Origin of the sequence: Burkholderia sp. JPY481 (assembly GCF_038900515.1) — a bacterium.
GTDB classification, from domain to species: domain Bacteria; phylum Pseudomonadota; class Gammaproteobacteria; order Burkholderiales; family Burkholderiaceae; genus Paraburkholderia; species Paraburkholderia youngii.
On sequence record NZ_JAYMRT010000017.1, the window covers coordinates 17,514 to 41,972 of the forward strand.

General features: G+C 65.6%; 24 protein-coding genes. 11 read left to right on the forward strand and 13 right to left on the reverse strand.

Annotation, left to right across the window (positions count from 1 at the left end; translation table 11 throughout):
- The first annotated feature begins 313 nt into the window (after positions 1–313).
- The 3 genes from VSR82_RS30530 (at position 314) to VSR82_RS30540 (ending at position 3,407) form a co-directional block, all read left to right on the forward strand.
- A complete protein-coding gene (locus VSR82_RS30530; RefSeq protein ID WP_429455653.1) occupies positions 314–1,153 on the forward strand; it encodes a PadR family transcriptional regulator in 840 nt (279 codons plus the stop codon).
- Positions 1,154–1,217: 64 nt separating this feature from the next.
- Complete coding sequence (locus tag VSR82_RS30535) at positions 1,218–2,054, forward strand: siderophore-interacting protein (RefSeq protein WP_429455654.1); 837 nt, start codon at positions 1,218–1,220, stop codon at positions 2,052–2,054.
- Between the two features lie 66 nt (positions 2,055–2,120).
- A complete protein-coding gene (locus VSR82_RS30540) occupies positions 2,121–3,407 on the forward strand; it encodes an MFS transporter (RefSeq protein WP_429455655.1) in 1,287 nt (428 codons plus the stop codon).
- A 17-nt stretch (positions 3,408–3,424) separates the two neighbouring features.
- Here the strand turns inward: VSR82_RS30540 and VSR82_RS30545 are convergent, their stop codons facing one another.
- The 10 genes from VSR82_RS30545 to VSR82_RS30590 form a co-directional block, all read right to left on the reverse strand.
- Complete coding sequence (locus VSR82_RS30545; protein ID WP_429455656.1) at positions 3,425–4,519, reverse strand: AI-2E family transporter; 1,095 nt, start codon at positions 4,517–4,519, stop codon at positions 3,425–3,427.
- A gap of 249 nt (positions 4,520–4,768) precedes the next feature.
- Complete coding sequence (locus VSR82_RS30550) at positions 4,769–4,951, reverse strand: CsbD family protein (RefSeq protein ID WP_368581940.1); 183 nt, start codon at positions 4,949–4,951, stop codon at positions 4,769–4,771.
- Positions 4,952–5,128: 177 nt separating this feature from the next.
- Positions 5,129–6,406 carry a hypothetical protein gene (locus VSR82_RS30555; protein WP_429455657.1) on the reverse strand — a complete coding sequence of 426 codons (1,278 nt, stop codon included), beginning with the start codon at positions 6,404–6,406 and terminating at the stop codon, positions 5,129–5,131.
- Positions 6,406–8,049, reverse strand: coding sequence for a hypothetical protein (locus VSR82_RS30560; protein WP_429455658.1), 1,644 nt, complete (start codon positions 8,047–8,049; stop codon positions 6,406–6,408). Before VSR82_RS30560 ends, VSR82_RS30555 begins: the two co-directional genes overlap by 1 nt.
- Before the next feature lie 337 nt (positions 8,050–8,386).
- The gene (locus VSR82_RS30565; protein WP_429455659.1) at positions 8,387–9,559 is read right to left on the reverse strand and encodes an enoyl-CoA hydratase/isomerase family protein; all 1,173 of its coding nucleotides are present in this window, start codon (positions 9,557–9,559) and stop codon (positions 8,387–8,389) included.
- Complete coding sequence (locus tag VSR82_RS30570) at positions 9,556–10,356, reverse strand: enoyl-CoA hydratase (RefSeq protein WP_429455660.1); 801 nt, start codon at positions 10,354–10,356, stop codon at positions 9,556–9,558. Before VSR82_RS30570 ends, VSR82_RS30565 begins: the two co-directional genes overlap by 4 nt.
- A complete protein-coding gene (mmsB, locus tag VSR82_RS30575) occupies positions 10,353–11,270 on the reverse strand; it encodes a 3-hydroxyisobutyrate dehydrogenase (RefSeq protein WP_429455661.1) in 918 nt (305 codons plus the stop codon). The genes VSR82_RS30570 and mmsB overlap by 4 nt, the downstream gene beginning before the upstream one ends.
- A gap of 40 nt (positions 11,271–11,310) precedes the next feature.
- Positions 11,311–12,852, reverse strand: coding sequence for a CoA-acylating methylmalonate-semialdehyde dehydrogenase (locus tag VSR82_RS30580; protein ID WP_498858304.1), 1,542 nt, complete (start codon positions 12,850–12,852; stop codon positions 11,311–11,313).
- 150 nt (positions 12,853–13,002) lie between these two features.
- Positions 13,003–14,694 carry an AMP-binding protein gene (locus VSR82_RS30585; protein ID WP_429455662.1) on the reverse strand — a complete coding sequence of 564 codons (1,692 nt, stop codon included), beginning with the start codon at positions 14,692–14,694 and terminating at the stop codon, positions 13,003–13,005.
- Between the two features lie 113 nt (positions 14,695–14,807).
- Positions 14,808–15,941 carry an acyl-CoA dehydrogenase family protein gene (locus VSR82_RS30590; RefSeq protein WP_429455663.1) on the reverse strand — a complete coding sequence of 378 codons (1,134 nt, stop codon included), beginning with the start codon at positions 15,939–15,941 and terminating at the stop codon, positions 14,808–14,810.
- Between the two features lie 221 nt (positions 15,942–16,162).
- Between VSR82_RS30590 and VSR82_RS30595 the strand changes: the two genes are divergently transcribed.
- The 7 genes from VSR82_RS30595 to VSR82_RS30625 all read left to right on the forward strand — a co-directional run bounded on the left by VSR82_RS30595 (position 16,163) and on the right by VSR82_RS30625 (position 22,996).
- Complete coding sequence (locus VSR82_RS30595; protein WP_429455664.1) at positions 16,163–17,209, forward strand: AraC family transcriptional regulator; 1,047 nt, start codon at positions 16,163–16,165, stop codon at positions 17,207–17,209.
- A gap of 84 nt (positions 17,210–17,293) precedes the next feature.
- Entirely contained in the window at positions 17,294–18,985 is a 1,692-nt protein-coding gene (locus tag VSR82_RS30600) for an NfeD family protein (protein ID WP_429455665.1), read from the forward strand.
- Positions 18,982–19,752: a slipin family protein gene (locus VSR82_RS30605; protein ID WP_368581929.1), complete on the forward strand. Its 771-nt coding sequence runs from the start codon at positions 18,982–18,984 to the stop codon at positions 19,750–19,752. Before VSR82_RS30600 ends, VSR82_RS30605 begins: the two co-directional genes overlap by 4 nt.
- Before the next feature lie 226 nt (positions 19,753–19,978).
- Positions 19,979–20,245: a DUF4148 domain-containing protein gene (locus VSR82_RS30610; protein WP_368581928.1), complete on the forward strand. Its 267-nt coding sequence runs from the start codon at positions 19,979–19,981 to the stop codon at positions 20,243–20,245.
- A gap of 139 nt (positions 20,246–20,384) precedes the next feature.
- Positions 20,385–20,879, forward strand: a complete 495-nt coding sequence (locus VSR82_RS30615; RefSeq protein ID WP_410848322.1) for a YaiI/YqxD family protein — start codon at positions 20,385–20,387, stop codon at positions 20,877–20,879.
- 163 nt (positions 20,880–21,042) lie between these two features.
- Positions 21,043–22,344, forward strand: coding sequence for an NCS2 family permease (locus VSR82_RS30620; RefSeq protein ID WP_429455666.1), 1,302 nt, complete (start codon positions 21,043–21,045; stop codon positions 22,342–22,344).
- A 118-nt stretch (positions 22,345–22,462) separates the two neighbouring features.
- The gene (locus tag VSR82_RS30625; RefSeq protein WP_429455667.1) at positions 22,463–22,996 is read left to right on the forward strand and encodes a cytochrome b; all 534 of its coding nucleotides are present in this window, start codon (positions 22,463–22,465) and stop codon (positions 22,994–22,996) included.
- 25 nt (positions 22,997–23,021) lie between these two features.
- On the opposite strand, the gene VSR82_RS30630 is transcribed toward VSR82_RS30625, so the two are convergent.
- Entirely contained in the window at positions 23,022–23,312 is a 291-nt protein-coding gene (locus tag VSR82_RS30630) for a DUF1488 family protein (RefSeq protein WP_013092011.1), read from the reverse strand.
- 305 nt (positions 23,313–23,617) lie between these two features.
- Between VSR82_RS30630 and VSR82_RS30635 the strand changes: the two genes are divergently transcribed.
- Positions 23,618–23,926 (forward strand): 2Fe-2S iron-sulfur cluster-binding protein, encoded by a 309-nt coding sequence (locus tag VSR82_RS30635; RefSeq protein ID WP_410848319.1) that lies wholly within the window; start codon positions 23,618–23,620, stop codon positions 23,924–23,926.
- A 61-nt stretch (positions 23,927–23,987) separates the two neighbouring features.
- Here VSR82_RS30635 and VSR82_RS30640 read toward each other — a convergent pair whose 3' ends face one another.
- Together VSR82_RS30640 and VSR82_RS30645 are read right to left on the reverse strand one after the other, a co-directional pair.
- Positions 23,988–24,182 carry a YqaE/Pmp3 family membrane protein gene (locus tag VSR82_RS30640; protein ID WP_013092013.1) on the reverse strand — a complete coding sequence of 65 codons (195 nt, stop codon included), beginning with the start codon at positions 24,180–24,182 and terminating at the stop codon, positions 23,988–23,990.
- A 36-nt stretch (positions 24,183–24,218) separates the two neighbouring features.
- A complete protein-coding gene (locus tag VSR82_RS30645; protein ID WP_429457697.1) occupies positions 24,219–24,410 on the reverse strand; it encodes a DUF1653 domain-containing protein in 192 nt (63 codons plus the stop codon).
- Between the last annotated feature and the right edge of the window lie 49 nt (positions 24,411–24,459).

Consider the following 24,459-nt stretch of genomic DNA (forward strand, 5'->3'; position numbering starts at 1 on the left):
GGTCGGGTTGAACATGGCCCCAAATTTTGGACAAACGAAGAAGCGCCCTGTGCTCCGCGGTGCACATAATCTGCGCGTCATTGTCGTTCTATCAGAATCACCTCCTTCGATAGCAAAGCTCGCGAAAAATTGTGCGTGGCAGACCGAGTTTCGAGATTCCCGAAACTTTGGTGTTCCCGAAACGCAATTTTTGCCTTCCCGCAGACTTTGTTGTGCCCCGATAGGTCTGTGGCAGATAAAAAATAATTTGACAGACTATCTTAAGATATATATCTTACGATGCATCTTACGACATTTATGGGAGGCATCCCAGATGCGTCATCCTCATCGTTTTTCCGGTCCGCGCGATGCGCAGAACCGTTGTCACGCGGGCTTCGGCCATCCGCCGCTGCATGCGGGCGACGTCGCCGGCCGCGGCGCTTCCCTCGACCCTCGGCACCGCTTCCTGTTCCACGTTTTGCTTCACGGCTTCGGCCATCATCACGAGCAACGCTTCGGCGGCCGCGGCTCGCGCTTCGGCGGTCATGGCGGCCCCGGCGGCATGGGCGGATACGGTGGTTTCGGCGGCGGCCCGGGCGGCTTCGGCGGCGACGGCGATGGCTTCCCGCGTGGCCGCAAATTCAGCTCCGACGATCTGCAACTGCTGCTGCTATCGCTGATCGACACGCAGCCGAGTCACGGCTACGAACTGATCAAGGCGCTCGAAACCCGCTCGAACGGTTTCTACAGCCCGAGCCCCGGCATGGTCTATCCGGCACTGACCTATCTCGAAGAGCTCGGCTACGTCACCGTGCAGCTCGAAGGCAACCGCAAGCGCTATGAGCTGGCCGATGCGGGCCGCGAATATCTGGCCGCGAACCGCGAGCGCGTCGAACTGATGTTCGCGCGGCTCTCGCATATCGCCCGCAAGATGGATTCGGTGCGCCGCGCGTTGGCCGGCGAAGAGCCGGCCGACGTCAGCGAAGGCGGCTGGGTGCCGGAGCTGAACGAAGCGCGCCGCACGCTGAAGAACGCGCTGCTGCGCCGCGACAACGCGCCGGCCGACGAGCAGCGCCGCATCGCCGCGATCCTGATGAGCGCGGCCAGGGAAATCGAAGGCGGCGGCAACGGCAACAAAGCGAAGACCGGCAACGACAGCGAGCCGACCGTCTGACAACGCGCGCTCGTCCACGAGACAACCCGCGCGTCCTCCCAAACCGAACAGGAGCACCACGCTCATGCAAGAACAACTCACTCGCCCCGACCTCGCCGTGCATCGCGTGCGGCATCCGTTGAAGTTTCGTCTGCTGCAGGTCAAACAGGTGCGCGCGCTGACGCCGCACCTGATTCGCGTGACCTTGACCGGCGACGATCTGCACGACTTCGTGTCAGCGTCGTTCGACGACCACATCAAGGTGTTTTTCCCCGAACCCGGCGCCGACAAACCGACGCTGCCGCAAGCCGGCCCCGACGGCCCGGTGTTCCCCGAAGGCAAGCGGCCGACCGCGCGCGATTTCACGCCGCGCCGTTTCGATCGCGACGCCCGCGAGCTCGACATCGAGTTCGCGCTGCACGACGCAGGCCCCGCGGCGATATGGGCCGCGCAGGCGCAGGTAGGCCAGTATCTGGGCGTCGGCGGCCCGCGCGGCTCGCTGGTGATTCCGACCGGCTTCGACTGGCATCTGCTGATCGGCGACGACACCGCGCTGCCCGCGATCGCACGACGTCTCGAAGAGTTGCCGGCCGGCACGCGCGTCGCCGCGGTAATCGAGGTCGCCGATCCGTCCGCGCGCATCGAGTTCACGACTGAAGCCGAGCTGCACCTCGTCTGGTGCTATCGCAGCGAAGCCGACACGCAGACCGGCACGCGCGGCGAAGCGCTGTTGCACGCGGTGCGCGATACCTGGCTGCCGGAGAACGGCGAAGGCTACGTGTGGGCCGCCGGCGAGGCGGCGGCGATCCGCGCGGTGCGTCAGCATCTGTGCGGCGAGCGCGGCGTCGACAAAGCGCGGATTCGCGCGGCCAGCTACTGGAAACAGGGTGCGGTCGCGGTCCACGAAACGATCGACGACTGAGCTCCTGCTCGCGTCGCGCGCGGCATCAGCGGCGTACTTCGAACAACAACAAAGGGAAATCAACCGATGTACTCAATCACTGCACGGCACGAACGCCATTTGCTGTGGGTGCTCGCGCTCACGCAGTTCACCATCATCATGGACTTCATGGTGATGATGCCGCTCGGCCCGCAGATCATGAGCGCGTTCCAGATCGCGCCGGCCGCGTTCGCGACGGCGGTGTCCGCGTATTCGTGGTGCTCGGGGCTGTCGGGTCTGTTCGCGGCGACCTATATCGACCGCTTCGACCGCCGCCGTCTGCTGCTCGCCATCTACGCGCTGTTCGTGCTGTCGAACCTTGCGTGCGCGCTCGCTTCGAGTTTCGCGCTGCTGCTCGCCGCGCGCGCATTCGCCGGCATCACGGGCGGCGTGCTCGGCTCCGTGATCATGGCGATCGTCGGCGACGTGATCCCGCTGCAACGGCGCGGCGCCGCGACCGGCACGATCATGACCGCGTTCTCGCTCGCGGCGATCGCCGGCGTGCCGGCCGGCGTGATGCTCGGCGCGCAGTTCGGCTGGGCCGCGCCGTTCTTCCTGCTGGTCGCGTTGTCGCTGCTGGTGTGGTTCGCGGCCTCGCGGCAGGTGCCGTCGCTGGCCGCGCATCTGAGCCGCAGACAGCCGCCGCTCGCGGAAGTGCTGCCCGAGCTGTGGAGGCTCCTGAGCAACCCGCGGCATCTGAATGCGTTCGCGCTGACGTTCGTGATGATGATTGCGCACATGCTGGTGATTCCGTTCATCTCGCCGATGCTGGTCGCCAATCACGGGGTCGCGCCGCGTCAGCTGTCGTGGCTGTATATGGGCGGCGGTGCGGCGACCTTCTTCACGTCGCGGCTCGTCGGCAGGCTCGCCGACCGCTTCGGCACGCAGCGCGTGTTCCGCTGCGCGGCGCTGCTGTCGTTCGTGCCGGTGCTGTTCGTCACGCATCTGCCGGACCTGCCGTTCTATGCGCTCCTGCTGTTCTTCCCGTGCTTCCTCGTGGTGATGAACGGCCGCATGGTGCCGATGCAGGCGCTGCTGACCACGGTCCCCGAGCCCGCCCGACGCGGTGCGTTCCTGAGCGCGAACAGCGCGCTGCAGGCGCTCGGCACGGGCACCGGCGCGTGGCTCGGTGGCCTGATGCTGAGCACGTCGGCCGATGGCCGCATCGCCGGGTATGGAACCGTCGGCTGGACCGCGGTGGCGGTCGCGTGTGCGGCGGTGTTGTGGGTCTCGCGTGTGAAGGCCGCGCCGCGCGAAGCGGCGCCGGCCAGCGACGCTGGCGCGACGATGCCTCGCGCTGCTGGCCTCGAAGCGCACATCGCCGGAGAAGGTTGACGATGCAAGGCCGCGCGCTACGTCTCGTCGTCGGTGCTGCCGGTCAGCGCGCGCCGCGCGGCTTCGCCCTGCTCGTGCGACGCCGCGTAAAACACGCGCGCGCGGCCAATCACGATTTTTAGCGTAGCGATCACGGGCACCGCGAGAAAGATCCCGGCGACGCCGCCGAGCTGGTCGCCCGCGAGCAGTCCGACGATCACCAGAAACGGACTGACCTCGACGCCTTCGCTCATCAGATACGGATTGAGCACGTAGTCCTGGAACAGCCGGTACAGGCCGATGAAAATCACTAGCCACAACAGGTGCGGATAGCCGCTGAACACCGCAACCACCAGCGTGATCGCGACTGCCGCCAGCGGCCCCGCGAACGGCACGAATTCGAGCAGCCCCGCGCTGACCGCGAGCAGAAACGCATACGGCACGCCAAGCAGCGAGAACGCGATGCCGTAGCAAAACAGCGTGGCGAGCGACAGGAACAGCAGCGCGCGCACGTACTTCGACAGCAGCACGTTCACATCGTCGACGATCTCGTTCCACAGCACGCGATGCCGCCGGTTCAGCAACGCGAGAAACGCGTCGCGCATCCGTTCGCCGTCCTTGATCAGCAGGAAGCTCAGGATCGGTATCAGCACCAGATAGATCAGGTTGCTCGCCGCATGCACGACCCCGAGCCCGAGGCTGCGCGCCAACGGCACGGCCTTGTCGGAGCCGGTCTCGATCTGGCTGCGCAGGAAATCGACGATCCGCTCGCGCAGCGGTTCGAGAAAATGCGGCAACGGCAAACGGTTCGGTACGTCGGTGCGTAGCAGCCCGGGCAATTGCGAAAAGAGGCGCGTCGCCTGATCCTGCAATTCCACGCCGAACACCGAGCCGACCACCGCGAGCAGCGCAACCACGACGACGAACACGACCGCGATCGACATCACGCGCGGCACGCGGCGCGGCCTCACGCGTTCGACCAGCGCGACCATCGGGTAGATCAGATAGCTGAAGAACACCGCGAACACGATGACGAGCACCGTCGTCGACGCGACATAGATGACGAAAAACAGCAGCGCGAGCAGAGACGCGGTCCAGACCTTCCTGGCCGCGCCGACGTCGAATCCCAGCATGAAGCGTCCTCGAATGAGCGATGCGGTACCGACGCAAGGAATGCGCCGGCCGACTCTGGACCGTAACAGAAATTTACACGATACGTGTGTCGAATACCGCGCCGCGAGGGCGCGACGCGACGAGCACCGACGGCGTGCGAGGCGCTACGCACGTGGTGCGTCAGTGCACGAATCGCGTGCCTGACTTTGATGCGCCCGAAACCGGGCAGTCCGGATAGGTAACGCTGGGGTACGCGAAACCGCGACGCGCTAGCTCTTCACGCGCTCACGTTCCTCCTGGGCTTCTTCGGCGATCCTCGCCTGGATTCTGCCGGCGATCTTCTCGGCCGCTCCTTCGGCCTGCTTCGCGCGATTGCCGGTGACCTTGCCAATCGCTTCCTTGACGGAGCCCTTGAGCTCCTTCGCTGTACCTTCTTCTCGATTCCTGTCCATGGTGCCTTCCTGCTAGGTTTGACTGTGGAGTTGCCTCTGGCGTTGCAACGAAACAGCCAACGTACGGCGCGACGCGCCTCGTGATGGCGCGGATCCCTTCTGACGAAACGATCCGCGTCGGAGCAACCTGAAAATTCCTAGCATGCGACGTTCCCGATACTCATGCGCCGCACTTCGTCACTTGACCGTGACGGTGCCCTTCGCGGCGTCGCTGGCGGCATCCTTGCCTTGAGCCGGTTCAGGATGATCGCCTTTCGGGCCGTGAAAGATATGCTGGAATAGTTCCTTGTTCTTTGCGCCATTCAAAAGGTTCCGCAGCGCGGCATCGTCATCCGCGGGCTTGAACGAAAGCACTCGCTTGCGGTAGCGCTCCCTGCGTTCGTCGAGCATGTAGCTCGCCGGTAACGGCAGTTCCCGGCTGCCCACATCGAGATCGATGCCCTCGAAGGTCAGCAGCCCCGCATCGTGATTGATGAAGCACGCGGGAGGCTTGGTCCGGTCGATCACATAGACGCACTGCTTCTGCAGATTGCCGGCCTCCGGCAGCTTGCCACGGAAGATCTTGTCCCGCAGAAAAGTGCACATTTCTTCCCAGCACTCCGCGGTGGATTTTCCCTTCGCGCAAGACCGCAAGATTTCGGCTTTCAGAATGTCCTCTGGCACGGCATAGTAAATCGGATAACCGGCCCTCAGGTAAAGTTGTAGTTGAAACACTTCGTAACAGCGCCCCAACGCATGGATCGACGGTACGAGCAAAGACCTTTCATCCGACTCGTCACCTTCGCTGGGTCCGATCGCCGTCTGGCTGCGAATCGACGGATGGTCCGGCAGCCCTGAATTCTCCGGTTCCGGTTGTCCGCCGCCCCACAGGATCAGATCGCGAAACAGGATCATCGGCAGGAACGAATGGACGATCAGATCCGTCGACGCCCGGCGTTTGGCGCGCTCGTTCGCATCGGCTTGCGCCGGCAACGAAGGATGCCACTTGCGCGACGAGCGCACGATATCGCCGATCGCCTTCGCCACGCAGATGCCGTTCGGCAGTCCGCCGCCCTCTTCGTCGGCCCAGGTCTGCACCAGATCCCACGGCTCGCCGATCGGCACGCCGAGGAAGTAAAGACCCAGCGACACCGCGGTCAGCAACTCGACATAGAACTGATTCGCCTGATAAGGCGCTGCCGGAATGCCCCGCATCAACTGCGGGTCGGCGAGCAGCTTCTTGCCCGAACCGACCTTGCACAGCGCGCTGGCGCAGGCCTTGAGCCGGTCGACGAGAGCGCGCACGTCGCGATCGGCAAGCGGCGACTGCCCGCCGACCAGATGATGCCTGACCATCAATGAAATCGGCGTCGTGAAATTCGAGCGGTCCGTGGTTTTTGTCGGCACCACGATGGACATCACCAGGTCGCTGATGATCTCCAGGTCGGCCAGCATCGCATCGATGGAAGTACTCATCATTCAACCTCCGCTGCGATCTCTTTGATCGACGGATCGTGTTGGCCGTCGATCGTCGCCGTCTGCGTCGGCTCGGACGCGGCGATGATCGCCACGGCATACCGGATCAAGCCCTTGCAGCGTGCCGCCAGTACTTTCTTGCGAATGCCCGACGGCGCGTCGCCCTCGTTCGCCCACTCCTTGAATCCGAGTCTGTCGAGTATGTGATCCTCGTTCTGTCCGAAGGTGGCGGCGCCGTCCGCGGGTATGGCCTGATGGGCGTCGGTCAGGCAGGTGCAGATGTACTCCTCGGCGGTCGGGCCACGCGCGGCCAGCGTTTGAATTTCGCGCTTGGCCCAGCGTGCGAGCGATACCGAGATCTCATCCATGTCATGCGTCAGGTTGCGCACCTTGACGTCCCTGCCGCGATCGTCGCCGAGAATCTGATAGACGGTCCGGTCGACCACATGCAGCCACAGCGAGGTCTGCGCAATGCGGATCTTGTGTTCGCACACGAGCTCTTTCGAGTCGCCCTCGAGCGCGCGCCGGACGTGCCACAACACGACGTAATGCCATACGAGGCCGATGAACTTGCCGAAGAAGAGTGCCTTGTCCTGCATCGATTCGTCGTGGAACTCGGGATATTCGAGCGGCGTCACCAGCGTCATCTTCGTGCGCGCGCCTTCCTTCAAGGTCCGATACAGCGTCGCCGCAGGGCTGTTGCAATACTCGTCCCACGACTCGCGCGCCCACCATTGCTTGTCGATATCGAAGAAACGATAGATCGAGAAAATGCCTTTCTCCGACTCGTGAACGTTCGCCGCGCCGCCTTGGGCCTGATGCGCCCCACCCGGCTGCGAACGCTTTCTCTCATCCGCGCGGGACTGGTCGCGGTTTGGGTCGCGATAAGCGTCGTAAATCACGCGAAGACCGTAGCGGGTTCCCATCGCGTTATCGATACTGGCCACCTTGTCGCTGAGTTCCTTGCGGATGGTCTCGAGCACCGCTTCCTGCTCATCGACGAGCTTGCGCTGCTGCTCGAGCGCGGAATAGTGTTCGGCGGCCACATAGATCGCGGCGAGCGCCAACGCGAGTACGACCGCATCGGTATAGCCCTCCCATATTTCTCCGCCGAACAGCAGTACCGCGGGGAAATAGCAGAACACGGGAATCCACCAGCGCGACACGAACCACTTTCGCAGCCTGCCGATTCCCCCCTTCGAACGGGAGATGCTTGCGGGCGCGGGTTCCCCTTCCTCTTCCGCGATGCGTTTGCGCTCTTCGAATTCACGCTCCGCGATCGTCCGAGCCCGCTCTTCCTCGCCACGGCAAATGTGCACGTAGAAAACCAGGAACGTGAAGGCCGTGACCAGCAATGCGAGCAGCCAGCTCTCGCCTATGCTGGTGGCGCGCTCCGCGTCGCTGACTTCCTTCATCACCGCGACGACCTTGTTAAAGCACTCGATGCCGGGAGGAAAGCAATTCGCACCCGGCACGCGATGCGAAAAGGTGAGTACCCAGTAGACGATGCTGCCCGCCACCACCACCATGCCGCCTAGCGCAGTGAGGACGAGCTTTGTTGCACTGGGGCCCTGCTCGACGCGGGAATCGGGTTTGTCGCCGAAGCTTTTGGAGCGGCGATTCTCATCTGACGGCTTTTCCATACGCATTGCCTCCTGATCCGATCAAGAGCACGAGAATGCGGAAACGGTGACGTTTGAACGCACCGTAGGTCGGAAGAGCGCCCGTGATGAGGGCTGTGAGCAGGCTATGCCAGTCGGGACGGGGCTGAACTCTCCATCTAAGATTGCGCCCAGGTGGATGTCAATTAGCGCGCGCGGTCTGTGTGCGCCAGACCACAATCGGCGCCGGGCGGCTGACGGGTGGGACGTCCGGAGCCGTGATGCCAGGCAGAGCTAAGGCCGCTGGCGCTCCAGGCTGGCGCGCGGACGCCGGGCCCCGCTCGCCGCTCACCATGCGGCATGCGCGATGCCGCACAAGTCAGTCGCCATGATCCGCGCCCAGCCCCGCCAGCGGATGAGCGTCGCCTTGCCACGGCGAGCTCAGGAAATGCCGCACGCGCTCGGGTTGCACCTCGGCGAGCGTCGCCGGCGACCAGCGCGGCCGGCGGTCCTTGTCGATCAGTTGCGCGCGCACGCCCTCGCGGAAATCGCCTTCCTTGATCGAGCGCTTCACGATGCCGAGCTCCATCCGGAAGCATTCGGCGAGCGTCATCTGCCGGCCGCGCAGCAGCGCTTCGCGCGTCACGTGCAGCATCGTCGGCGAATGGGCGCTCAGTGCGTCGAAGGTCGCTTGCAGCCATTGCCGCACCTCGCGCGGCGGTTCGCGTTCGAGATCCTGACGCAGCGTCGCGACGATGCGCTCGACGCCCGAGCGCCGGTCGAAGTGGCGCAGTATCAGTTGCGTCAGCACGCCGAGCGGCGCGTGCGGCACGATATTGCACGGCGGCTCGAATACGGCGCGCAGCGCGTCGATACGCCCGGTGTCCGACGTGTCGTGCGGCATGCGCTGCAACCGCTCCTCGAAGCTCGCCAGCCAGTCGGCCGGCACGCACAGGTCGGCCAGTTGCAGGCGCATCGCGTCGGCGCCCGCTAGCGTCGCGCCGGTCAGCCCGACATACAGCGCAAGCTCGGCCGGCATCACGCTCAGAAAATGGCTTGCGCCGACATCGGGAACGAAGCCGATGCGTGTTTCCGGCATCGCGATGCGGCTGCGCTCGGTCACGATGCGCAGCCGCGCCGCCTGGCCGAGGCCCATGCCGCCGCCCATCGCGATGCCGTCGAGCAGTGCGACCACCGGCTTCGGAAACATATGCAACGCGTAGTCGAGCCGGTATTCGTCGACGAAGAACGCGAGCCAGCGCGGATCGCCCTGAGTTGCGAGCCGATGCACCTCGCGCACGTCGCCGCCCGCGCAAAAGCCCTTGTCGCCAGCGCCCTTCAGCACCAGCGCGACGATCCCGGCATCGGTGCGGCAATGCTCGACCAGCACTGCGAGCTCGCGCACCATCGCGTGCGACAGTGCGTTGAGCGCGGCAGGCCGGTTCAGCGTGATGATCGCCACGCGGTTGACGATGCGAAACAGCACGTCCGCTTCGGCCTGCGAATTCGACGCGTCGCGCGTTTCGACCACAACGCTTTGCAATGTGCTCATCGCTGCGTCTCCCGTGGTGCATGGCTCGTCTGCCAGCGCGGCGCGCGTTTTTCGAGGAACGCGTTGACGCCCTCGCGCTGATCCGCGCCATCGAACAGATCGACGAAACGCTCGCGTTCGAGCGCGAGCGCGGCGGCGCGCGGCACGCCATGCCGCGCCTGATGGATCAGCTCCTTGCTGAAGCTGACCGCCTGGGGGCTCAAACCGGTGACGCGCTGCGCCATCTTCAGCGCGGCTTCACGCGCGGCGCCGCGCTCCACCACTTCTTCGACCAGACCGATGCGCAGCGCGCTCGCCGCATCGACGCGCTCGCCGGTCAGAATCATCCGCTTGGCCCAGCCTTCACCGACGAGCCACGGCAGCGTCTGCGTGCCGCAGCCGCAAGGCAGCAGGCCGACCGCGGTCTCGGGCAGCGCCAGCACCGCATGCTGCTCGGCGATGCGGATATCGCACGCGAGCGCGCATTCGAGACCGCCGCCCATCGCGAAGCCGTTGAGCGCCGCGATCACGACAGGCCGCGCATTCTGCAGCGTTTCGAACGCCGCGCCGAAGCGCGCCGCCGCGGTGCGCGCGACTTCCCGATCGCCGTCGGCGAACGTGTTCAGATCGGCGCCCGCGCTGAAGAACTTCGGGCCGTCGCCGGTGATCACCAGCGCGCGCACGCGCGCATCGGCGTTCAACTGCTCGACGGTGCGCTGCAATTGCAGCAGGCCGTCGGGCGTGAAGGCGTTCGCGGGCGGCCGTTTCAACGTGATCAACGCAACGGCGCCGTCGTGCGCGTGATCGAGCTCGATCATTGCGCGCCTCCCTGGCCGTCACCGCCGCGCTCTCGCGAGCGATACAGCTTGATCACCGCCGAAAAGTCCAGACGTCCCGCGCCGTTCGTGCTCATCGTTTGATAAAGCTGCTGCGCGAGCGCGCCGAGATAGACCGGTTGACGCACGCCGCGCGCGGCATCGGTGGCGAGGCCGAGGTCCTTCAGCATCAGGTCGGTGCCGAAGCCGCCGGTATAGCCGCGCGACGAAGGCGCGGTTTCGATCACGCCCGGCATCGGGTTATACGTGTCCGAACTCCAGCAACGCCCGGTCGACGTGTTGATGATGCTGCCGAGCACCTTCGTGTCGATACCGAGCGCCTCGCCGAGCGACATCGCCTCCGCGACGCCCGCCATCGAGATGCCGAGCACGAGGTTGTTGCAGATCTTCGCGACCTGGCCGGTGCCGGTATCGCCGCAATGGACGATGTTTTTTCCCATCGCCAGCAGAACGGGTTTCACCTGCTCGTATGCGCTCGCGCTGCCGCCGACCATGAAGGTCAGCGTCCCCGCGGCCGCGCCGCCGGTGCCACCCGAGACCGGCGCATCGACGAAGCTGTTGCCATGTGCCGCGGCGAGTTCGGCAAACGCCTTCACGCTGGCGGGATCGATGGTGCTCGAATCGATGATCGGCACGCCCGGCGCGATGCCGGCGAGGATGCCGTCGTCCGCGACGAGCACGCTGCGCACGTGAGCCGCGGCGGGCAGCATCGTGATCACGCATTCGACGTCGCTCGCGGCCGCCTTCGGCGAGCCGGCCGCTTGCGCGCCCGCGTCGACGAGCATGCGCACGGCCTGCGCGCTGAGGTCGAACACGTTGAGCGCCTGGCCCGCCTTCAGCAGGTTCAGCGCCATCGGCGCGCCCATGTTGCCGAGTCCGATAAAGGCTATTTTCATGGTGTCGTCTCCGTATGTGCGTTCAATGCGTTCAATGCGTTCAACGCAGGCGGATCGTCGTGTTGACGCCGTCGTTAACGGTGTCGTCGTCGAACCAGCGCGCGGTGACCGTCTTCGTCTGCGTGTAGAACTGCACGACCTGCTTGCCGTACGGACCGAGATCGCCGAGTTTCGAGCCGCGCGAACCGGTGAAGCTGAAAAACGGCACCGGCACCGGAATCGGAATGTTGATGCCGACCTGGCCGATATCGATCTCGCTCTGGAACTTGCGCGCCGCCGCGCCGCTTTGCGTAAAGAGGCCCACGCCATTGCCGAACGGGTTCGCGTTGACGAGCGCGATCGCATCGTCGAGCGTCGCGACGTTGACGACCGCAAGCACCGGTCCGAAGATTTCGGTGCGGTAGATTTCCATGTCGGTCGTGACGTCGCTGAATACCGTCGGGCCGATGAAGTTGCCCTGCTCATAGCCCCGCACGCTCACGTCGCGGCCGTCGAGCGCGAGTGTCGCGCCCTCCTTCACGCCGGCGTCGATCAATCCGAGAATGCGCTCTTTCGCCGCGCGCGAGACGACCGGCCCGACATCGGTGCCCGGCTCGTGACCCGCATTGACCTTCAGCGTCTTCGCCTTCGCAACCAGCTCGGGCAGCCACTCGCGCGCGGCGCCGACCAGCACCGCCACCGAAGTCGCCATGCAGCGCTGCCCGGCCGCGCCGAACGCGGCGCCCGCGAGCGCGTTGAGCGTCTGTTCGCGATTCGCGTCGGGCAGCACGACCGCGTGGTTCTTCGCGCCCATCATCGCTTGCACGCGCTTGCCGTGTTCGCTGCCGAGGCGATAGACGTGCGTGCCGACCGCCGTCGAGCCCACGAACGAAATCGCCTTTACCAGCTCATGCGTGCACAGCGCATCGACCACTTCCTTGCCGCCGTGCACGACGTTCAGCACGCCCTTCGGCACGCCGGCTTCGAGCGCGAGTTCGACGAGCTGCATCGTCGACAGCGGGTCCTGCTCGGATGGCTTCAGCACGAAGGTGTTGCCGCACACGAGCGCCATCGGGAACATCCACAGCGGGATCATCGCGGGGAAATTGAACGGCGTGATGCCGGCGCACACGCCGAGCGGCTGACGCAGCGTGTAGGTGTCCACGCCACCAGCGACGTTCTCGGCGAATTCACCCTGCTGCAAGGTGCCGATCGAACACGCGTGCTCGACGACTTCCAGGCCGCGAAAGATGTCGCCCTCGGCATCGGGAATCGTCTTGCCCTGCTCGGCCGACAGCGTCTTCGCGATGCGCGGCATATGCTCGCGAATCAGCGCCTGGTACTTCAGCATGATGCGCATGCGCGCGCCGATCGGCGTGTCCTTCCACGTTTTGAACGCGGCGTGCGCGCTGCGCACCGCCGCGTCGACTTCCGCGACGGTCGCGAACGGCACGCGGGCGAGGACCGCCTGGGTGGCCGGGTTCACGACGTCGCGCCACTCGGTCGTCTTCGATTCGACGAACTCGCCGTTGATCAGCAGTTTGACGGTGGCCACGGCGCCGGCAACGTCGCGGCTGGTCTCGTTCGAAGCAAGGGTGCTCATGCTGAAACTCCTGTGCGATGGCCGCGCGGCGGCCGGACAGCGATAGGGAAGAAAAAACGGTGCCCCGACGCGTCGAATCCGAAGCTCGAATTCAACACGTGCGATTCAAACCGGTGCGGGAAAACCAGCAATAGCGAGGAATAAAGGCAGTCAACGCAAGTCGGGAAAATCCTCCTCCCAGTACTCGTCGGGCAGACGCGCGGGCTCGGCCGTGCGCTCCATTTCGCGGCGCCGCAACTCGACGCGGCGGATCTTGCCGGAGATCGTCTTCGGCAGTTCGCTGAATTGCAGACGACGAATCCGCTTGTACGGTGCGAGTTTTTCGCGCGAGAACGCGAACACCGCGCGCGCGAGTTCGGGACCGGCTTCATAGCCCTGACGCACGGTGACGAACGCCTTCGGCACCGACAGGCGCAACGCGTCCGCGCTCGGCACGACGGCCGCCTCGCCGATCGCCTCGTGTTCGATCAGCACGCTTTCGAGTTCGAACGGACTCAGGCGATAGTCGGACGACTTGAACACATCGTCCGAGCGGCCGACGTACACGTAGTAGCCGTCGTCGCGACGCAGCGCGACATCCGACGTGCGATAGAAGCCGTTGCGCATCGCCTGGGCGGTCGCGTTAGCATTGTTCGCGTAACCGGTCATCAGGCCGAGCGGCCGTTCGGCGAGCGGCAGCGCGATTTCGCCTTCGGTCACGGGTTGGTCGTCGGCATCGAGCAGTTCGACGCGGTAGCCGGGCAGCGGACGCCCCATCGAGCCGGCCACGACCGGCTGGCCCGGCGAATTGCCGATCTGGCAGGTCGTCTCGGTCTGACCGTAGCCGTCGCGGATCGTGATGTCCCACGCGTGCTTGACGCGCTCGATGACCTCCGGATTCAGCGGCTCGCCCGCGCCGACGATCTCGCGCAGCTTCACCGGATAGTCGCCGAGCGGCTCCTGCACGAGCATGCGCCAGACGGTCGGCGGCGCGCACAGCGTGGTCACGTTGAAGCGCACGAGCGCGGCGAGTGTGTCTTTGGGCACGAAGCGCGGGACATTGAACACGAACACGCAGGCCTGCGCGTTCCACGGCGCGAAGAAGCAGCTCCATGCGTGCTTGGCCCAGCCCGGCGAGCTGATGTTCCAATGGATGTCGCCGGGTTGCAGGCCGATCCAGTACATCGTCGACAGATGCCCGACCGGATAGCTCTGATGTGTATGCTCGACGAGCTTCGGCTTCGACGTGGTGCCGGACGTGAAGTACAGCAGCATCGGATCGCTGGCGTGGGTGACGCCGTCCGGCGTGAGATCCGGCGCCGCCTCGTACGCGGCGGCGACATCGATCCAGCCGTCGCGCGGGGCGCCGACCGAGAAGCGCGTGAGCGGCACTTCGAGCGCATCGAATTTGCCCAGCTCCGCGCTGTCGACCACGGCGAACTTCGCGCCGCCGATCTGCACGCGGTCGCGCACGTCGTCGGCCGATAGCTGCGTGGTGGCGGGCAGCACGATCGCGCCGAGCTTCATCGCGGCGAGCATCACGTCCCATAGCTCGACGCGGTTCGGCAGCATCAGCAGCACACGGTCGCCTCGACCGACGCCCGCGCCGCGCAGAAAGTTCGCCATCCGCGACGAGCGCTCCGACATCTGCGCGTACGACAGGCGCAGGCCGTCGCTGGAAGGATCGTCGACGATCCACAGCGCGGGGTTGTCGTTGTTGCGCGCGATCGCGTCGAAGTAGTCGAGCGCCCAATTGAACTCGTCGAGCGCCGGCCAGGTGAATTCGCGGTACGCGCGCTCGTAGTCGGTGCGATGGCGCACTAGCAGATCGCGCGCTTCGAGAAAGGCTTTCGCTGCTGTCATCGTCGTCTCCTGTTCGGCGCAGGGCGCGCTCGGTTTTTTTGCCTCTGGTTTTTGCCGCCGCGACGCTCAACGAAGCATTCGCAGCCAGGCTATTGTGCGCTCAAACGCCGCCCTCAAACATGGCGCGCGATCACCATCCGCTGCACTTCGCTCGTCCCTTCGTAAATCTGCGTGATGCGTGCATCGCGATAGTGACGCTCCACCGCATAGTCCTCCAGATAGCCGTAGCCGCCATGAATCTGGATCGCGTTCGAGCAGATCTGCTCGGCCAGCTCCGACGCGAACAGCTTCGCCTGCGACGCCTCCGACAGACACGGCCGCCCCGCCGAGCGCAGCCGCGCCGCGTGATGCACGAGCAGGCGCGCGGCGTTCAGCCGCGTCGCCATGTCGGCGAGCATGTTGGCGATGGTCTGATGGTCCTTCAGCGGCTTGCCGAACTGTTCACGCTCGCTCGCATAGCGGCGCGCGGCATCGAACGCGGCTCGGGCGATGCCGACCGCCTGCGCGGCGATGCCGATGCGCCCGCCTTCGAGATTCGACAGCGCAATGCGCAGACCCTCGCCCGGTTCGCCGAGCAGATTGGCCTCGGGCACCGCGCAGTGATCGAGCGAGATCGGACAGGTGTCGGACGCGCGAATGCCGAGCTTGTGTTCCGGCCGGCCGACCTCGAAGCCCGGCGTCGCGGTCGGTACGATGAAGGCCGACAGGCCGCGCTTGCCGCGCTCGGGATCGGTGACCGCAAACACGATTGCGAGCCCGGCGCGCGCGCCGTTGGTCACGAACTGCTTGCTGCCGTTCAGAACCCACTGCCCGTCGTGCAGCTGCGCGCGGGTGCGCAGATTGTTCGCCTCGGAGCCTGCCTGCGGCTCGGTCAGGCAGAACGCGCCGATCGTGCAGCCAGTGGCAAGGTCGCGCAGATAGCGGTCCTTCTGCGCGGCGCTGCCGAAGTTCAGGATCGGCGCGCAGCCGACCGAGTTGTGCACACTCATCAGCGTCGCGCAGGCGGCGCAGCCCGCCGCGATCTCTTCGAGCGCGAGCGCGTACGCGACGTAGTCGGTGTAGGAGCCGCCCCACTCGGCCGGCACCATCATGCCCAGAAAACCGAGCTCGCCCATCTGCGCGACGACCTCGGCCGGCAACTGCGCGTCGCGATCCCATTGCGCCGCGTGCGGCGCGAGACAGTCGGTCGCGAAGTCGCGCGCGGCGTCGCGGATCATCCGTTGTTCGTCGGTGTAGAAGCTGTCCATGACTGCGTCCTCGTGGGTGCTGACGGCCGTGCTGGCGATCTCGGTGATGCGGCAAGTGTAGGCAAGCGGCTCGCGCCACTCGATGCTCGCTGCGCTCACATTTGCTGAGCGCTTTTGCCATACTGCTACCATGCGCGTGCATCGGGCCTCGTCATTTCAGGGGCTTCGCGAACCACGAGCCAACCGATGCTGAGCGCTTTTGCCAGAAAAACCGAATTCCGATGAAAAGCGACAAAGGCACGATCTCCGTCAGTCTCGTCGAGGAAACGCTCGCGCTCGCGACGGCGCGCGGGCTCGATGCTGAAGCGTTCGCCGAAGCAGCCGGCATTGCCGCGCCGATGCTCGCGTCGCCGAAAAGCCGCGTGTCGTCGGCGCAATACGGCGCGCTGTGGGCCGGCATCGCGCGCGCGCTCGACGACGAGTTCTTCGGCCAGGACTCGCATCCGATGAAAAGCGGCAGCTTCATCGCGATGACGCAGATGGCGCTCGGCGCGCGCAACGGCGCGCAGGCGCTCGCGCGCGCGGTCGGCTTCATGCGGCTGGTGCTCGACGACCTCGGCGCGACGATCGACACCGACGCCGAGCGCGTGCGCCTGAAGTTCGTCGAACGCGCGGGCAAGCGCAAGCCGGCGATGTTCGCTTACGCGACGTATTTCATTCTCGTGTACGGGCTTGTCTGCTGGCTCGTCGGCCGGCGCATTCCGTTGCTCGAAGCGCGCTTTCGCTGCACCGCGCCTCCGGCCGCGCACGAATACCGGCTGATGTTCTGCGAAGACATGTATTTCGACGAGCCCGAATCGTACGTCGATCTCGATCCCGCGTTTCTGGAACTGCCAGTGATTCAGACTTCGCGCTCGGCGCGCCCGTTTCTGCGCGATGCGCCGGGCAGCTTCATCGTCAAGTACCGCAATCCGGGTTCGCTCGCCGCGCGCGTGCGCAAGGCGCTGCGCGCGCTGCCGATGTCCGGCTGGCCCGCGGCCGATCAGATGGCCGCGCGACTGCACGTTGCCGAGGCGACGATGCGGCGGCATCTGAAGCAGGAGGGCCACACGTATCAGTCGATCAAGGACGCGCTGCGGCGCGACATCGCGATTGCCGAACTGCAACTAACGCAGCGCACGATCGCCGATATCGCGAACGCCGTCGGCTTCGCCGAGCCGAGCGCGTTTCATCGCGCGTTCCGCAAATGGACCGGCATGCGCCCGACCGACTATCGGCCGGCCCGGGCCGCGGGGCTCGATCTCACGCGTCGCGCCGAATCGGACTAAGCTTTAAGCGGCAACCGGCCAGCCTTGATCGAGGTATGGGCCCGCGCCGCCGGTTCGCACCGGCTGGCGCGACGGCCGTCAGCGATGAACACGACTCCGCGTCTCCCGCTCCGGCAGTCCGGTCCGCGCACGCCGCTTATCCACGGCGGCATCGCGGGCCGTTTGATGCGCGGCATCGCCGTGCTCGGCGTGCTTTGCGCGTTCGGCTTCGCGACGTGCGGAGCGCTGGCGCCGCTGCAAGCGGCCAATGCGGCGCGCGTGGCCAACGTTGCCGCCGCAACCGCCGACAGTGTCGAGGTGATTCCGGTGAACGGCGCAATCGGGCCGGCCAGCGCCGATTTCATCGTGCGGGGCTTGCAGCGCGCGGCCAGTCAGCACGCGCAGCTCGCAGTGCTGCAACTCGATACCCCCGGCGGCCTCGATACGTCGATGCGGCAGATCATCAAGGCGATCCTCGCGTCGCCGGTGCCGGTCGCGACCTTCATCGCGCCGAGCGGCGCGCGCGCCGCCAGCGCCGGCACCTACATCGTCTATGCGAGCCATATCGCCGCGATGGCGCCGGGCACCAACCTCGGCGCCGCGACGCCGATCCAGATGGGCATCGGCGGTAACGAGCCGCCCGCCGGCGGCCCGCCGGGAATGCCGGGCACACCAGGAACACCCGGAACACCCGGAACACCGGGAACGCAGGGCACCCCAGGCACGCCGGGACTGCCGGACATGCGCACGCTGCCGGGCGGCGCGTCCGGGCCCGCGTCCGCGTCGGCGCCTGGGTCGCCCGGCGCGTCATCCGAAGCCGCCAGCGCGCTGCCGCTCGACACCCAATCGACCGAACTGCGCAAGCAGGTCCACGATGCCGCCGCCTACATCCGCGGCCTCGCGCAGATGCGCGGGCGCAACGCCGACTGGGCCGAGCGCGCGGTCCGCGAAGCGGTCAGCCTGTCCGATGAAGAGGCGCTCGCGCAGCATGTCGTCGATATCGTCGCGCGCGACGTGCCCGACCTGCTGCGCCAGCTGAACGGCCGCACAGTCGTCACGAGCGCCGGCAGCGTCACGCTGCAGACCGCGCATGCGCCGCTGATCACGCTCGAACCCGACTGGCGCAGCCGCTTCCTCGCCGTGATCACCGATCCGAGCGTCGCGCTGATTCTGCTGATGCTCGGCATGTACGGCCTGTTCTTCGAATTCGCCAATCCGGGCTTCGTGCTGCCCGGCGTGGTCGGCGCGATCAGCCTGCTGCTCGGTCTGTTCGCGATGCAGATGCTGCCCGTCAGCTATGTCGGCCTCGGGCTGATCTTTCTCGGCATCGCCTTTCTGATCGGTGAAGCGTTCCTGCCGACCTTCGGCTCGCTCGGTTTCGGCGGCGTGGTCGCGTTCGTGGTCGGCGCCATGATGCTGATGGATACCGACGTGCCCGGCTACGGCATCCCGCTGCCGCTGATCGCCGCGGTCGTCGTGTTCAGCGTCGCGTTCGTGCTCGGCGTGTCGCGGCTCGCGCTGCGCGCGCGGCGCCGGCCGGTCGTGACAGGCTCGGAGGCGCTGATCGGCTGCGTCGGCGTGGTGCTGGACGGCGGCTTGCTGCCCGAACCCGAACACTCGGCCAGCGGCCCGCTTGGCGGCTGGGCGCGCGTGCACGGCGAGCGCTGGCGCGTGTCGAGCACGACGCCGGCCGCGCCGGGGCAGAGCGTACGCGTCACGGCGCGCAACGGCCTCACGCTGACCGTGGTGCCCGTCAAGCCAGCCGCCCCAATACAAGGACAAGGAGAACCCTCATGATCGGCTTCACATTCGGCTTCGGCAGCATCCTGATCCTGCTGGTGGCCGTGCTGATCGCGTCGTCGGTGCGGATTTTTCGCGAGTACGAACGCGGCGTCGTGTTCATGCTCGGCCGCTTCTGGAAGGTCAAAGGGCCCGGGCTGGTGCTGATCATTCCGATCGTGCAGCAGGCGGTGCGCATGGATCTGCGCACCGTCGTGTTCGACGTGCCGACGCAGGACGTCATCACGCGCGACAACGTGTCGGTGAAGGTCAACGCGGTCGTGTATTTCCGCGTCGTCGATCCGGAGAAGGCGGTGATCCAGGTCGCGCGCTACTTCGAGGCGACCAGCCAGCTGTCGCAAACGACGCTGCGCGCGGTGCTCGGCAAGCACGACCTCGACCAGCTGCTGTCCGAGCGCGAACAGCTGAACACCGACATCCAGAAGGTGCTCGACGCGCAAACCGATGCGTGGGGCATCAAGGTGTCGATCGTCGAGATCAAGCACGTCGATATCAACGAAACGATGATCCGCGCGATCGCGCGTCAGGCTGAGGCCGAGCGCGAACGGCGCGCGAAGGTGATTCACGCGGAAGGCGAGTTGCAGGCGTCGCGGCAGCTGCTCGAAGCGGCGCAGACGCTCGCGCGCCAACCCCAGGCGATGCAGCTGCGCTATCTGCAGACGCTGACGACGATTGCCGCCGACAAGAACTCGACGATCGTGTTTCCGCTGCCGATCGACCTGGTGAGCGCGGTGATGGAACGGTTCGGCAAGCCCTCGGCGTGATAGGACGAGATCTTGTCAGGACGCCCATTTGGCATCGACTAGCGCCGAAATTTTGAAGTTTTAGCCAAACCCGCCCGCTTCCGCGTTGCTTGCGCTCCGTGGGGAACTCGGCTCGCGGCGGGTTCGATCCGCCGGCAGAAATGGTGCGCCGCTTTCTACTGCTTTACCCGGCGCGCACCGAAAAATGACCAGGCCCGGCTGTTTTTCCGCTCCGCAGGAGCCCGCCATGAATCTGTTCTCCCGCATTGGACTCGGCACGCTGTTGGCCGCCGTAAGTATCAGCACCGTCTACGCGCAAACGGTGATGCAGCCCAACGACCCGTCGGCGCCGAAAACGCGCGCCCAGGTCCGCGCCGAACTCATCGAATGGCTTGCCGCCGGCTACGATCCGAACGACTGGGTCAACTATCCGGAGAACGCGCAGGAAGCCGGCCGGATCGTCGCGCAACGCCGCGCCGAACGGCAAGGCCTCGAACCGACGACAGTGCAGTAAAAGCAGTCGCTGCCGCACCCGCAGCCTGAATGCCGCCCGCCGCGGGCGGCAGGGAAGCCCTTTGCGTCGCGGCAAGGTATCATCCCGTCCTTCCACCCCCCACGCCGCAAACCAGCCGCACCTAGCCGGAACCCGCACCATGCCAATCTGGGTCGATGCCGACGCCTGCCCGGCCGTCGTCAAGGACATGCTTTATCGCGCGGCGCGCCGCACCGGCATGCCGCTGACGCTGGTCGCCAACGCGTTCCTGCGCGTGCCGCCGTCGCCGCTGATCCGCGCGATCCAGGTGCCGGCCGGCTTCGACGCCGCCGATCAGCTGATCGTCGAGCGGGTCGTCGCGGGCGACCTCGTGATCACCGGCGACATCCCGCTCGCCGCCGCCGTGCTGGCAAAAAATGCCCACGCGCTCGATCCGCGCGGCAACTGGTTCACGCCCGGCACGATCGAAGAACGGCTGCGCATGCGCTCGATGCTCGACCAGTTGCGCGCGAGCGGCGTCGACACGGGCGGTCCGTCCGCCTTCAGCGCGCGGGATGGCAAGACGTTTGCTGGCGAACTCGATCGCTGGCTCGCGCGTCATGCGCCGCGCGGTGATGTGCCGGCGTCACAGTCGCCCGGCAAACCGCCCGCCTGACGGGCCCGGCAGGCCTGCCGGGGCAGCCGCAAGCGAGGGGGCGCCGCCGTTGGTGTTTACAATTCCGCCGTAACACCGCCGCGCGGCCTGTTTTGCCGGGGCCGCGCGGAGACTGCCTCAATCACAAAAACACTTTCCGAACGACGAAAGAGAAACCCGCCCCATGGACTCGATCAAACGCTACTTCGGCTTCGACGCCGTCGACACCAACCTGCGCACCGAAGTGCTAGCCGGCGTGACCACCTTCCTGACGATGGCCTACATCATCTTCGTGAACCCGGCGATTCTCGGCGACGCCGGCATGCCGAAGAGCGCGGTGTTCGTCGCGACCTGCATCGTGTCCGCGCTCGCGTCGCTGATCATGGGGCTTTACGCGAACTACCCGATCGCGCTCGCGCCCGGCATGGGCCTGAACGCGTACTTCGCGTACACGGTCGTCAAGGGCATGGGCTACACGTGGGAGGCCGCGCTCGGCGCGGTGTTCATCTCCGGCTGCCTGTTCCTGATCGTCACGCTGTTCCGCGTGCGCGAGGTGATCGTCAAGGGCATCCCGCATTCGATCCGGATCGCGATCACCGGCGGTATCGGCCTCTTTCTCGCGATCATTTCGCTGAAGTCGGCGGGCATCGTGGTCGGCAATCCGGCCACGCTCGTCACGCTCGGCAATCTGCATGACGCGCACGTCGTGCTCGCGGCGATCGGCTTCTTCGGCATCGTCACGCTCGATCATCTGCGCGTGCGCGGGGCGATCCTGATCGGTATCGTCGGCGTGACGATCCTGAGCTTTTTCTTTGGCGGCAACCAGTTTCACGGCGTCTTGTCGATGCCGCCGTCGATCGCACCGACGCTGTTCAAGCTCGATATCCGCACCGCGCTGTCGAGCGGGATTCTGAACGTCGTACTGGTGTTCTTCCTCGTCGAGCTGTTCGATGCGACCGGCACGCTGATGGGTGTCGCGAACCGCGCGGGGCTGCTCGTCGAAGGCAAGATGCATCGGCTGAATCGCGCGCTGCTCGCCGACAGCACCTCGATTCTGGCTGGCTCGATGCTCGGCACGTCGTCGACGACCGCGTATATCGAAAGCGCGTCGGGCGTGCAGGCCGGCGGCCGTACCGGCGCGACCGCGATCACGGTCGCCCTGTTGTTCGTCGCGGCGCTGTTTTTCGCGCCGCTCGCCGAAGTGGTGCCGCCGTATGCGACCGCGCCCGCGCTGCTGTATGTGTCGTGCCTGATGCTGCGCGAACTGGTCGACCTGCCGTGGGACGACGCGACCGAAGTGGTGCCGGCCGCGCTGACCGCGCTGCTGATGCCGTTCACCTACTCGATCGCGAACGGCGTCGCGTTCGGCTTCATTTCGTACGCGGCGCTCAAGCTGCTGACGGGCCAGGCGCGCCAGGTGAAGCTGGTCGTATGGATCATCGCGGCGATTTTCCTGTTCCGATATTTCTATCTCGGCAGCGAGTGAGGATGTTGCGGGGCCGGGGGCGAATGTGTCGTCGGGTTCAGGGACCGTTTATCATCCGATCTTTCGAACGACGATCGCCCGGGTCGCAGCGACACGGGTCGCCGCCCCAGGAGCCGCCATGTCCTCATATAACCGCACGACGGACCGCTACACGAGGCCCGCGATTTTCTTCCACTGGATGATTTTTCTGCTGGTGGCGCTGGCCTATCTGGCCATCGAAATCCGCGGACCGCGCGGCTCCGAGGGCCGCGAGTTCTGGACCGGCGTGCATTTCTGGGCGGGCACGCTGGTGCTCGTGCTGGCCGTGCTCCGGCTGCTATGGAGACTGTGGGCTGGCGCGCCGGACGAACTCGAAAACAACCAGCTGCTCGCTTTTGTCGCGCGCGCCGCGCACCTCGCGCTCTATGTGTTCATCTTCGCGCAGCCGCTGCTCGGCATTCTGATGGTCAACGCGGGCGGGCGGCCGGTGTCGCTCGCCTGGACGGACATCAGCTTCACGCTGGTGCGAGCGGATTCGATCGCGCGGCCGCTGTTGAAGGACGCACACGAGTGGCTTGGCAACGTGTTCTACTGGGTGATCGGCCTGCATGCGCTCGCGGCGATCGCGCACCATGTGGTGTTCAAGGATCGGGCGCTGCGGCGGATCATTTGAAAGCGATGCGGCCGGCTGCGTGCAGTCAGTTACGCCAGTTCGCCTCGTAAAAACGCACGTAGCCGCTTCTGAGCACCAGACACTGCGCGCGCGTTTCCGACAACAGCCGGCGCGTGGCGGCCTCGATGCGCGGCCGGTGCGTGTCGAACGCAACGATCATGTCTTCCTGCCGGGGGGACGCGGCGCCGAAGTGATCCTCGAGCGCTTCCGCGGTGATCATGCACTCCACCCTCTGCCCATCGACCATTGCCGGAAACGCCAAAGTAAGTTCGCGACCTGAATATTCAGGGGCTTCGTTCGGAAATTGGATCTGCATGGGAGTCACCTGGAAGAGTGCGCACGCGATGCGCTCGGGTAATGCGCGCGCCGATTGTTTGCTATCGCGTCAGCCGCTAGTTCCTCCTTGTCCCATGCAGTCGACGCGGGCCGTCACCTCAAGGCGGCATAGTCAGTTCGCGCCACGCGGAGGTGAATTGATTCACTTTAGACGAGTTCGGGCGAGGTGCAAGATTTCCCCGATTTTTTCTTGAAGATGCGACTGATTTGCCTATGTTGCAGCGCGGCATCAAGCGGCGTCCGATCCCGTGTAAAGTGTCGCGCACCTGGTAACCGACCCGCACGATGTCCGCCCCCACCCGCCCGCCTGTAGTCCGCGTCGAACCGCTCGGCCAGAGCTTCGAAGCGCCCGATTCGCTGACGATTCTCGAAGCCGCCGCATTCGCAAATCTGCGTTTGCCGCGTTCGTGCCGCAATGGCACGTGCCGCACATGCTTGTGCCGGATGACGTCGGGGCGTGTGCGCTATTCGATCGAATGGCCCGGTGTGAGCCGTGAGGAAAAGGCGGACGGTTATATCCTGCCGTGCGTGGCGATCGCGGAAACCGACGTGGTGATCGAAGTTCCAGATGCGGTCGTGATACCGGTGAGGTGAATGATGGCGCGAGCGTGAGCGCGACGCGCCCACACTCGCCGACGGCTTCAGACGCCGCGTGTTACCGCCCGTTGCCCATCGCGCGGGCGATTTTCTTGTCCGTGTTGTACTGGCTCAGCGCATACACCGACCAGATGGCCGCCGGCACCCAGCCGATCACCGTGATTTGCAGAATCAGGCAGATGATGCCCGCAAACGGACGGCCGATCGTGAAAAACTGCAACCACGGCAGAATGATGGCAAGCAAAAGACGCATTCGGTTTTCCTGTTCCTGTCGTTAAGGCAGCATGCGTTAGTCCGAGCGGGACGCATCTGCTTCGTTGTTGAACTCATCGAGCGGCGCGAAGCGCCGCACCTTGACGCCGTCCTGCTCGACCAGCTCGAAAAACACCGTCGCTGGACGGGTCCAGATCGTACCATTGGCCGCCTTGTAGACGATCATCGTGACCGTCGGATCCGATTCGAGCGTGGCCTCGCAGACCAGCTCCTAAATGCCGCCTTTGTAGTGTCGGTAGCGCATCGCGTATGTCCTT

What these genes read in the sequence shown, in the direction of transcription:
- VSR82_RS30610 (WP_368581928.1), top strand. Translation starts at nt 19,979, where the DNA reads ATGAATCTGTTCTCCCGCATTGGACTCGGCACGCTGTTGGCCGCCGTA.
- VSR82_RS30570 (WP_429455660.1), bottom strand. Translation starts at nt 10,356, where the DNA reads ATGATCGAGCTCGATCACGCGCACGACGGCGCCGTTGCGTTGATCACG.
- VSR82_RS30590 (WP_429455663.1), bottom strand. Translation starts at nt 15,941, where the DNA reads ATGGACAGCTTCTACACCGACGAACAACGGATGATCCGCGACGCCGCG.
- VSR82_RS30640 (WP_013092013.1), bottom strand. Translation starts at nt 24,182, where the DNA reads ATGCGTCTTTTGCTTGCCATCATTCTGCCGTGGTTGCAGTTTTTCACG.
- VSR82_RS30595 (WP_429455664.1), top strand. Translation starts at nt 16,163, where the DNA reads ATGAAAAGCGACAAAGGCACGATCTCCGTCAGTCTCGTCGAGGAAACG.
- VSR82_RS30530 (WP_429455653.1), top strand. Translation starts at nt 314, where the DNA reads ATGCGTCATCCTCATCGTTTTTCCGGTCCGCGCGATGCGCAGAACCGT.
- VSR82_RS30560 (WP_429455658.1), bottom strand. Translation starts at nt 8,049, where the DNA reads ATGGAAAAGCCGTCAGATGAGAATCGCCGCTCCAAAAGCTTCGGCGAC.
- VSR82_RS30615 (WP_410848322.1), top strand. Translation starts at nt 20,385, where the DNA reads ATGCCAATCTGGGTCGATGCCGACGCCTGCCCGGCCGTCGTCAAGGAC.
- VSR82_RS30540 (WP_429455655.1), top strand. Translation starts at nt 2,121, where the DNA reads ATGTACTCAATCACTGCACGGCACGAACGCCATTTGCTGTGGGTGCTC.
- VSR82_RS30625 (WP_429455667.1), top strand. Translation starts at nt 22,463, where the DNA reads ATGTCCTCATATAACCGCACGACGGACCGCTACACGAGGCCCGCGATT.
- VSR82_RS30580 (WP_498858304.1), bottom strand. Translation starts at nt 12,852, where the DNA reads ATGAGCACCCTTGCTTCGAACGAGACCAGCCGCGACGTTGCCGGCGCC.
- VSR82_RS30635 (WP_410848319.1), top strand. Translation starts at nt 23,618, where the DNA reads ATGTCCGCCCCCACCCGCCCGCCTGTAGTCCGCGTCGAACCGCTCGGC.
- VSR82_RS30600 (WP_429455665.1), top strand. Translation starts at nt 17,294, where the DNA reads ATGAACACGACTCCGCGTCTCCCGCTCCGGCAGTCCGGTCCGCGCACG.
- VSR82_RS30535 (WP_429455654.1), top strand. Translation starts at nt 1,218, where the DNA reads ATGCAAGAACAACTCACTCGCCCCGACCTCGCCGTGCATCGCGTGCGG.
- VSR82_RS30550 (WP_368581940.1), bottom strand. Translation starts at nt 4,951, where the DNA reads ATGGACAGGAATCGAGAAGAAGGTACAGCGAAGGAGCTCAAGGGCTCC.
- VSR82_RS30545 (WP_429455656.1), bottom strand. Translation starts at nt 4,519, where the DNA reads ATGCTGGGATTCGACGTCGGCGCGGCCAGGAAGGTCTGGACCGCGTCT.
- mmsB (WP_429455661.1), bottom strand. Translation starts at nt 11,270, where the DNA reads ATGAAAATAGCCTTTATCGGACTCGGCAACATGGGCGCGCCGATGGCG.
- VSR82_RS30555 (WP_429455657.1), bottom strand. Translation starts at nt 6,406, where the DNA reads ATGAGTACTTCCATCGATGCGATGCTGGCCGACCTGGAGATCATCAGC.
- VSR82_RS30565 (WP_429455659.1), bottom strand. Translation starts at nt 9,559, where the DNA reads ATGAGCACATTGCAAAGCGTTGTGGTCGAAACGCGCGACGCGTCGAAT.
- VSR82_RS30605 (WP_368581929.1), top strand. Translation starts at nt 18,982, where the DNA reads ATGATCGGCTTCACATTCGGCTTCGGCAGCATCCTGATCCTGCTGGTG.
- VSR82_RS30630 (WP_013092011.1), bottom strand. Translation starts at nt 23,312, where the DNA reads ATGCAGATCCAATTTCCGAACGAAGCCCCTGAATATTCAGGTCGCGAA.
- VSR82_RS30585 (WP_429455662.1), bottom strand. Translation starts at nt 14,694, where the DNA reads ATGACAGCAGCGAAAGCCTTTCTCGAAGCGCGCGATCTGCTAGTGCGC.
- VSR82_RS30620 (WP_429455666.1), top strand. Translation starts at nt 21,043, where the DNA reads ATGGACTCGATCAAACGCTACTTCGGCTTCGACGCCGTCGACACCAAC.